Annotated in this window: 6 protein-coding genes and 1 pseudogene; 3 read left to right on the top strand and 4 right to left on the bottom strand. The window is 60.1% G+C overall.

The genetic code is table 11. The annotated features are described in order from the left end of the window. Positions 1 to 381 (top strand): annotated as a pseudogene (locus tag WBF74_RS00725) (isocitrate lyase); the annotation flags it as partial. 66 nt (positions 382 to 447) lie between these two features. Here WBF74_RS00725 and WBF74_RS00720 read toward each other — a convergent pair. Next, positions 448 to 843, bottom strand: a complete 396-nt coding sequence (locus tag WBF74_RS00720; protein WP_424433841.1) for a hypothetical protein — start codon at positions 841 to 843, stop codon at positions 448 to 450. Between the two features lie 143 nt (positions 844 to 986). Here WBF74_RS00720 and WBF74_RS00715 point away from each other — a divergent pair, with 143 nt between their 5' ends. After that, positions 987 to 1790, top strand: a complete 804-nt coding sequence (locus WBF74_RS00715; RefSeq protein WP_424433839.1) for a helix-turn-helix domain-containing protein — start codon at positions 987 to 989, stop codon at positions 1788 to 1790. Between the two features lie 62 nt (positions 1791 to 1852). Here WBF74_RS00715 and WBF74_RS00710 read toward each other — a convergent pair whose 3' ends face one another. Beyond that, on the bottom strand, positions 1853 to 3388 hold the full coding sequence (locus tag WBF74_RS00710) for a flavin-containing monooxygenase (RefSeq protein ID WP_424433837.1): 1536 nt from the start codon (positions 3386 to 3388) through the stop codon (positions 1853 to 1855). 178 nt (positions 3389 to 3566) lie between these two features. Between WBF74_RS00710 and rraA the strand changes: the two genes are divergently transcribed. Then, positions 3567 to 4058 carry a ribonuclease E activity regulator RraA gene (gene rraA / locus WBF74_RS00705; RefSeq protein ID WP_424433835.1) on the top strand — a complete coding sequence of 164 codons (492 nt, stop codon included), beginning with the start codon at positions 3567 to 3569 and terminating at the stop codon, positions 4056 to 4058. A 36-nt stretch (positions 4059 to 4094) separates the two neighbouring features. Here the strand turns inward: rraA and speE are convergent, their stop codons facing one another. Together speE and speD are read right to left on the bottom strand one after the other, a co-directional pair. Beyond that, complete coding sequence (speE, locus tag WBF74_RS00700) at positions 4095 to 4979, bottom strand: polyamine aminopropyltransferase (protein WP_424433833.1); 885 nt, start codon at positions 4977 to 4979, stop codon at positions 4095 to 4097. Then, the gene (gene speD / locus WBF74_RS00695) at positions 4979 to 5455 is read right to left on the bottom strand and encodes an adenosylmethionine decarboxylase (protein WP_424433831.1); all 477 of its coding nucleotides are present in this window, start codon (positions 5453 to 5455) and stop codon (positions 4979 to 4981) included. Before speD ends, speE begins: the two co-directional genes overlap by 1 nt. Positions 5456 to 5519: the final 64 nt, after the last annotated feature.

Raw genomic sequence — 5519 nt, 5'->3', positions numbered from 1 at the left:
GAATATCCCGACCAGCTGCTCGCCTATAACTGCTCGCCTTCCTTCAACTGGGAAGCCAATCTCGACAAGGCGACGATCGAGAAATTCCAGCGCGAAATCGCGGCGATGGGCTACAAGTACCAGTTCGTCACGCTGGCCGGCTTCCATCAGCTCAACTACGGCATGTTCCAGCTCGCTTCCGCCTATCGCGACCGCGGCATGGGCGCCTATTCGGAGCTGCAGCAGGCCGAGTTCGCAGCCGAGAAGGACGGCTACACCGCTACGCGCCACCAGCGCGAAGTCGGCACGGGCTATTTCGACCTCGTCAGCCTTGCGGCGGGTGGCGGCGAAAGCTCCACCACGGCGCTCGGCGACTCGACCGAATCCGCCCAGTTCCACTAAGCCTTATCGGAACTGCCTGAAATGCGAAGCCGCCGGGGAAACCCGGCGGCTTTTTTTCATGGCCTCTTATCCTGCGCGCTTCAGCCCGAAGAACTGGAGTTCGGCGAAGACGGCGACGGCGAGCGCCTGCGCCACCACAAAGGCAATGCCGAGCGCCGTCATCTCGAAGGGGCCGAAAAGGATGAGTCCGATTGAGGTCACGACCCAGAGAGCATTAAGCGCGATCACTGTTTCCACCGCTCTTGCACCCAGCTGATCCTTTCGCCCGATCAAGAGAAGCGCCAGCATCCAGGGCATCAGCGCTACGCCCACCCAGAAGAGAAAGCCTGCCGATATTCCAAGAAGGCCCGAAAGCGGGCTCGCCGCCACGATAAGCAGGGCGCCCATCGCGCCGCTGATGACGCCATCTGCGAGGACCGCATGGCGAACCGAAACCGAGCTGGCGATTGCTGCGAGTGCCATATCTCTTTCCTTCCATGTTTCTTCGGTGTTCCGTGCCGCATGAGAAGCGCGGCGCTGTCCCGGATAATCGGGGAGGGAGCGGGAGTGCGTCGATTACGCGGAAGGTAATTGCGGCGCTTCCCGCCGGGCGCTAGCGTTTTCCCATGAGCATTCAGACACAGAACACACGTCCGGTCGGCGAGATGCTTCGGACATGGCGCCAGCGCCGCCGCCTCAGCCAGCTTGCCTTTGCCTGCGATGCAGAAATCTCGGCGAGGCATCTGAGCTTTCTTGAAACGGGGCGCGCGCGCCCGAGCCGCGAAATGTTGTTGCATCTGGCGGAACGGCTCGACATGCCCTTCCGAGAGCGCAACGAGCTGCTGCTCGCAGCAGGCTTTGCGCCTGTCTATTCCGAGACGGGCATCGATAATCCAAGCCCCGATGCCCTCGCCGCACGACGCGCGGTGGATCTGGTGCTTGCAAGCCACGAGCCTTTTCCGGCCATTGCGGTGGATCGCTATTGGGATCTCGTTGCGGGCAATGCCGCGCTGCCGCTTTTTCTGGCGGGGATACCCGATGAGCTTCTTGTCCCGCCCGTCAATGTATTGCGGCTGAGCCTTCACCCGGACGGACTTGCAGGCCGCATCCAGAATCTTGCCGAGTGGCGCGCGCATGTCTTTGAGCGGCTGGAGCGCCAGATCGAGTTCACCAATGATGAGAAGCTTGCCGCGCTTCTCGAAGAACTGCGTTCCTTTCCGGGCGGCAGCCGGACGGCCAAGCCTCATCAGGAATATGGCGGCCTCATTGTGCCGCTTCGCATTTCAAGCGATGCGGGCACGCTCTCCTTCTTCACCGCGACCACGGTGTTCGGAACGGCCATCGACATCACCTTTTCCGAACTGGTAATCGAGACATTCATGCCCGCGGATGATTTTACCGCAACGACCGTTCGTGCGCTGGCAGGCTGAGTCACCGCACATGAAAAAGGCCGGAGCAGCGCTGCTCCGGCCTTTTCTTTGGATTCCGTCCGTTATTCGGCGGGGGCAACCTTCATGCCTGCCGCTGCGCCTTGCGGCTTATCCGTGCGTGTACGGATGGTATATTCGTTGAAATCCGGCTTCCGGGTGCGCCACCAATATTTGAAGGTGTAGTTCGCCCAGTTATTCGTGACCTTGCCGCTTGCCGTCTTGTACCAGCTTGTGCATCCACTCGCGAAAACCGAGTTGGCGTTGTCAGCCTGCACAAGCGCATTGGACGCGCGCTGTGCTTCTGCCTTCACATCCAGATAAAGAAGATTGTCGTTCGCAATCTTCTGCACGCATTGCGCAATGTAGTTCGACTGGCATTCGATCATGAAAATGATCGAGTTATGGCCCAGATTGGTGTTCGGTCCGTAGAGCATGAAGAAGTTGGGGAAGCCCGACACGGTCATGCCGTGATGCGCTTCCGCGCCATCATGCCACGCATCCGACAGATCGCGGCCCGCCAGCCCCTTCACCGTCATCGGCCCGAGGAAGTTCGTCGTGTCGAAGCCCGTGCCATAGATGATGATGTCGAAATCGCGCTGCGTGCCGTCCTTCGTACGGATGCCGGTCGGCGTGATTTCGGCAATGCCTTCCGTCACCACATCGACATGATCCTTGCCCATTGCGGGCCACCAGTCATTGGCAAAGAGGACGCGCTTGCAGCCCGGTTCGTAATCCGGCGTGAGCTTCTGCTTCTTCACCGGATCGGTCACATACAGGTTCATCTCGTCGATGGCCGTCTGCTTGATCTTGTCGCCCGATTTATGGAAGGCGCGGAACAGCAGCTCGCCAAACCAGTAGGTCTTCCAGCGCTGAATGTTGATCGTCCATGGCAGCGCCCTGTAGAGCGCCTTTTCCCATCCCCAGAACTCGCGCTGCGGGCGCGGCAGCACCCAGCTTGCCGAACGCTGGAAGATGGTGACCTGCCCTGCTTCCTTCGCCACTTCCGGCACGAACTGGATTGCGCTTGCGCCATTGCCTATAACCGCGACGCGCTTGCCCTTGAGATCAACAGAGTGGTTCCACTGCGCGGAGTGCCAGTGATCTCCTGTGAAGCTCTCGCGGCCCGGAATGTTCGGCCAGATCGGGCGGTGAAGCTGGCCGGTGCCTGCCGCCACCACATTCGCCTGAAAGCTGCGCTCGCCCGATTTCAGCGTCCAGATGCCGGTGCGCTCATCAAAACGCATATCGTCAATCTCGGTATTGAAGACGATGTGGCCGCGCAGACCATATTTATCGACGACCGATTCCAGATAGGCCTTCAAGTCCTGCGAGAAGACATATTTGCGCGACCAGTCCGGGCGCATGTCGAAGGAGAACTGGTACATATGCAGCGGCACATCGCAGGAGCATCCCGGATAGGTGTTTTCGCGCCATGTGCCGCCAATCTCGTTCGCCTTCTCATAGATGGTGAAATTGGTGAAGCCCTTTTCCTTCAGCTTGATCGCTGCGCATATGCCGGAAACACCCGCGCCAAGAATGGCGATGCTCGGGCCGGTCGCCGCGCCCGTCTGTGCAGACACATCGTGAGCCAGTGCCATCTCGTCTTCCTCCCTGCCGGAGCCGTTTCCCTTTTCAGGGCCGGTCCTGCTTTTCTGACATAGAATATTGGTTGGAAAGCCTATCCCGTTTTTTCCTCTGGCGGAACCATGCGGAGAGGGGGCAGACAAGGGCTGCGCGACGCGCTAAATGAGGCCCATCGCCGCTAGGGAAACTGCCATGACGAAACAGAAATCACCCGCCACCACCGACCTTTCAGACGCCCACCCGGACCTTGTCCGCCATGCGGAATCAATCTTCGCTGATTATGGCGGCAGGCTCGCCTTTTCAGGCCCCGTCGAGACGCTCCGGGTCCCTGACGACAACAGCCTTGTGCGCGAGGCGGTTGAAGGCGAAGGCCGAGACCGCGTGCTTGTTGTGGATGGCGGCGGCGAACTCACCTATGCGCTGTTCGGCGGAAACCTCGGCAAGCTTGCCGAAAAGAACGGCTGGGCCGGGGTCGTCATTCATGGCTGCGTGCGCGACACGGCGGAGCTTGCCGAATGCGAAATCGGGATCAAGGCGCTGGCCGCCCATCCCAAGCGCAGCGAAAAACGCGGTCTCGGCGAGAAGAATGTCGTGCTGCGTCTGGCTGGGCTCACTATCGCGCCTGGCGAGTGGCTCTATGCCGATGAGGACGGAATCATCGTCTCGGCTGAGAAGCTCGACTGAAAGGAAATGCCGCGGCCCTGAGGCCGCGGCTTCCACTCAGGCTTCCAGAAGATCGAGCACATAGCGGGGCAGCGCGAAGGCTGCCTTGTGCACTTCCGGCGTGTAGTAGCGCATGGAAAGCCCCGCCGCATTGAAGCGCGCTTTCAGTTCCTCCAGCGGCACTTCGGTGAGCGAGGGATCATCCGTTCCCCAGCCAAGCGCCATCGGTCCGCCCACATAGGTCGGGATAGTGGCGAGATAGCAGGTCGCCACCTTGAAGAGCTTGCGGAACTTTTCCATCGTGCCCTGCAACTCGTCCCCCTGCATGAAGGGCACGCCGTTTTGCGTGACGATGACGCCGCCCGGCGCGAGCCGCGCCCGTGCCGCACGGTAGAAGGGCTCGCTGAACAGCACCTCACCCGGCCCGACGGGGTCGGTCGAGTCAACGATGATGACATCGAAGCTCTTGTCCGTTTCCTCAACGAACTTCGCGCCATCTGCGAAGATGAGATCGACGCGCGGGTCATCGAACGCCCCCGCGGAAATCTGCGGCAACTGCTTGCGGCAGAACTCCGTCACTGACGGATCGATCTCAACCATCGTCACATGCTCAACCGACTTGTGGCGCGTGACTTCGCGCAGGATGCCGCCATCGCCACCACCGATGATGAGCACACGCTTCGCGCGCCCATGCGCCAGTATGGGCACATGGGTGAGCATCTCGTGATAGATGAACTCGTCGCGCTGTGTGACCTGCGTGATTCCGTCCAGCGTCATCATGCGGCCGAAGAGAGCATTGTCGAAGATCACCAGATGCTGCTGGCCTGTCGCTTCCTCATAGTGCACCTCATCGGCACGGAAGGCGCAGATGAACCCCTTTTCTTCATAGAGGGTTTCCACCACCCAGCGTCCGGCAAGACTGCCAAGGTCGCGATTTCCCATCAGACCATCCCCTCACCACGAAGATGCTCGCCGACACGAATGTCGGACGGCGTGAATGCCGCGCGCAGAACCTCGATCGCATTGTGAGGTTCGGCTTCACCACACATGAACACATCAAGCGCCGCATAGTCGGCCTCGGGCCAGCTATGAATGGAGATATGGCTCTCCGACAGCACGGCCACACCCGACACCCCGCCATTCGGCGTGAAGTGATGCAGATGGATGTGCAGCAGCGTTGCCTTGGAGACTTCCACGCAGCGACGTAGCGTTGCTTCGATATGCTCAAGATCATCGAGGCGGCTTGCACCGATCAGATCGATGATGAGATGCGTTCCGGCAAAGCGTTTGCCTGCACGTTCGATAAAGAAATCCTTCCGCTCGTCGGAAGACGTGCACCGGGCTGCGGCAGAATCGCCGACAGCGGGAACGGGAAACTCAAGAACTTCCGCCTGGGTCTTGCTTGAATCGCTGTTCAAGTCGATCCCCAATTGGAAGAGGGCATTGGATTCGGACATATGTGCCTCTCCCCAACCAGTAGAT

It is taken from the genome of Parvibaculum sp. (assembly GCF_049672805.1).
Lineage (GTDB): Bacteria > Pseudomonadota > Alphaproteobacteria > Parvibaculales > Parvibaculaceae > Parvibaculum.
Note: the sequence above shows the minus strand (reverse complement) of the source record. Positions and strands in the feature narration are given on the sequence as shown.

What these genes read in the sequence shown, in the direction of transcription:
- WBF74_RS00720 (WP_424433841.1), bottom strand. Translation starts at nt 843, where the DNA reads ATGGCACTCGCAGCAATCGCCAGCTCGGTTTCGGTTCGCCATGCGGTC.
- WBF74_RS00715 (WP_424433839.1), top strand. Translation starts at nt 987, where the DNA reads ATGAGCATTCAGACACAGAACACACGTCCGGTCGGCGAGATGCTTCGG.
- WBF74_RS00710 (WP_424433837.1), bottom strand. Translation starts at nt 3,388, where the DNA reads ATGGCACTGGCTCACGATGTGTCTGCACAGACGGGCGCGGCGACCGGC.
- rraA (WP_424433835.1), top strand. Translation starts at nt 3,567, where the DNA reads ATGACGAAACAGAAATCACCCGCCACCACCGACCTTTCAGACGCCCAC.
- speE (WP_424433833.1), bottom strand. Translation starts at nt 4,979, where the DNA reads ATGGGAAATCGCGACCTTGGCAGTCTTGCCGGACGCTGGGTGGTGGAA.